At 67.5% G+C, this 2,827-nt stretch carries 1 protein-coding gene; it reads left to right on the top strand.

Annotation, left to right across the window (positions count from 1 at the left end):
* Positions 1-610 precede the first annotated feature (610 nt).
* Positions 611-2,827: Rne/Rng family ribonuclease (locus VGD93_RS02190; protein ID WP_395008738.1), on the top strand; the 2,217-nt coding region annotated here is incomplete at its 3' end.

Raw genomic sequence — 2,827 nt, 5'->3', positions numbered from 1 at the left:
GCCCCGAGCAGGACCGCCAGGGCGACCACCAGCGCGAGAAATCGGGGCATACCAACCACCAGAACCGGACGACACGAACTGAACGTCTACCTATAGCTTAGACGAATCAACGCGTTCAACGGCGACGATGAGACGGCGACTCATATGGCGGCACCTGTGGCCCGCGCGCATCAGCGCCACGGGCCGGGCCGGCGGATTCCATGCGGGCGAGGTAAACCGCCGGCCCGTCCAATTCACCCGTGTCCAATTCACCCGTTGTGCAAGCCAACGTGCTTGTCTATGTTGGTTCGTGCGACATACCGCGATCCGCAGGCTTCCGTAAGGGGGCGGCGGCGTCGCCCACGGAACGGGTCCGGCCGGCTTGCCTTTTCGGTCGTGTTCCGTGTGGTGGCGCTCTTGGATTTGCCGGTGACTTGAGGATGAAACCTCGAAGCTGGCTTCGGCCGCAAGGCCGGAGCCCGGATGCCGCGGCTCGGATCGTCCTGGCAGCTCTGGAAAGCGCCGTTCGACGAACCCCCGGGCAGGCTCCGCACGCTTCGCCAAAACGATGGCGTTGCCCTTGCGTCCGTCTGGTCGCGCGGGGGTCCGGGTGGCGTCATGGGGATCTTGAATGAAGCGTATGCTGGTGGACGCCACGCACCCGGAAGAAACACGGGTCGCAGTGGTCAGTGGAAACAGGCTCGAGGAACTCGATTTCGAGATCGCCTCGCGCAAGCAGCTCAAGGGCAACATCTACCTGGCCAAGGTGACGCGCGTCGAGCCGTCGCTGCAGGCGGCCTTCGTCGAATACGGCGGCAACCGGCACGGTTTCCTCGCCTTCTCGGAAGTCCACCCCGACTATTACCGCATCCCGGTCGCCGACCGCGAGGCGCTGATGGCCGAGGAGCGCCGGCAGGAGGAAGAGGCCGAGGCCCGCGCCGAACGCGCCGAACAGCGCGGCGGCCGCCGCTCGCTGGCCGAGGAGATCCAGCCGGAGGAATTCTCCGAGCGCATCTCGCCGATGCCCACCCCCATCGACGCCGACGCCATCGATGCCGAGACCATCGGCTCCGACGATGAAAACGGCGGGAACGGCGACGGCTACGAATCCAACGCCGGCTCCGACGACGACGGCGCGCGGGACGCGCGCGAAAATGGCGCGTACGCCGAAGCCGCCGGTGAGACGTACGCCGAGCAGGGCACCGAACGGGGCTCCGACGAAGCCGCCGGAGGGGAATCCGGCGCCTTCGCCGAAAGCGCCCTCGCCGAGGCTGGCGAGACGGCCGAGGCCGGGGCCGCGTACGGCACCGACGCCACCGCCAAGGCGCCGCAGACGACCGAGTCGGAGCGGTTCGACGTGGTCGGCGGCGACGAGGTCGAGGAGGTGCAGCGCCGGCGCACGCGCCCGCTGCGCTCCTACAAGATCCAGGAAGTGATCAAGCGCCGGCAGATCATGCTGGTGCAGGTGACCAAGGAGGAGCGCGGCAACAAGGGTGCGGCGCTGACCACCTACCTGTCGCTGCCCGGCCGCTATTGCGTGCTGATGCCCAACACCGGGCGCGGCGGCGGCATCAGCCGCAAGATCACCAACCCGCTCGACCGCAAGCGCCTGAAGGAAATCCTGTCGGAACTGGACATTCCCGACGGCATGGCGGTCATCCTGCGCACCGCGGGCCTCGAACGCTCGAAGCAGGAGATCAAGCGCGACCTCGAATACCTGCTGCGTCTGTGGGACGACATCCGGGAGCAGACGCTGCAGTCGTCCGCCCCCTGCCTCATCTATGAAGAGGCGAACCTCATCAAGCGCGCCATCCGCGATCTCTACGGCAACGACATCGACGAGATCTGGGTGGAGGGCAACGCCGGCTATCACACCGCGAAGGAATTCATGCGGATGCTGATGCCGAGCCACGTCAAGCGCGTCCAGCCCTACAAGGAGGAGGCGATCCCGCTGTTCCACCGCTATCAGGTGGAAACGCAGATCGACGCCATCCACAGCCCGATCGTGCACCTGCGTTCGGGCGGCTACATCGTCATCAACCCGACCGAGGCGCTGGTCGCCATCGACGTCAACTCGGGCAAGTCGACGCGCGAGCGCAACATCGAGGAAACCGCGTTCAAGACCAACCTGGAGGCCGCCGAAGAGGTGGCCCGCCAGCTCCGTCTGCGCGACCTCGCCGGCCTGATCGTCATCGACTTCATCGACATGGAGGAGCCGCGCAACAACGCGACGGTCGAGCGGCGCCTCAAGGAAGCGATGAAGACCGACCGGGCGCGCATCCAGCTCGGCCGCATCTCCGCCTTCGGCCTGCTGGAACTGTCGCGCCAGCGCCTGCGCCCGTCGCTGCTGGAAACCAACTTCGAGCGCTGCCCGCACTGCTCGGGCGCCGGCGTCATCCGTTCGGTCGAGTCCGCCTCGCTGCACGTGCTGCGCGCCATCGAGGAGGAGGGCATCCGCAAGCGTTCCGCCGAGATCACGGTGTACGTGCCGACCTCCATCGCGCTGTACATCCTGAACCAGAAGCGTACGGACCTCGCCCGCATCGAGTACAAGTACGGCTTCCGCGTGCTGTTGCTGGCCGACGACACGCTGATCGCCCCGGACCTGCGGCTTGAACGCGTGAAGGCCAAGCAGCCGGGCGACGAAGGCGGGCCGCTGGTCAGCGCCGAGCGCATCTTCGCCGAAACCGACCGTACGCTCGCCGCCGCCGCCGCCGCCCCGCAGCCCGTCGAAGCCGAGGAGGCCGACGAGGACGAGGAGGAGAGCGCCGAGGTCGAAACCGAGGCCGAGGCCGCGGCGTCCGAGGAAGACCGCGCCGACGCCGAAGGCGCCGAAGCGGGCGCCGAG

Source organism: Devosia sp. (assembly GCF_036406155.1).
In the GTDB taxonomy this organism is placed as follows: Bacteria; Pseudomonadota; Alphaproteobacteria; order Rhizobiales; family Devosiaceae; genus Devosia_A.
Note: the sequence above shows the minus strand (reverse complement) of the source record. Positions and strands in the feature narration are given on the sequence as shown.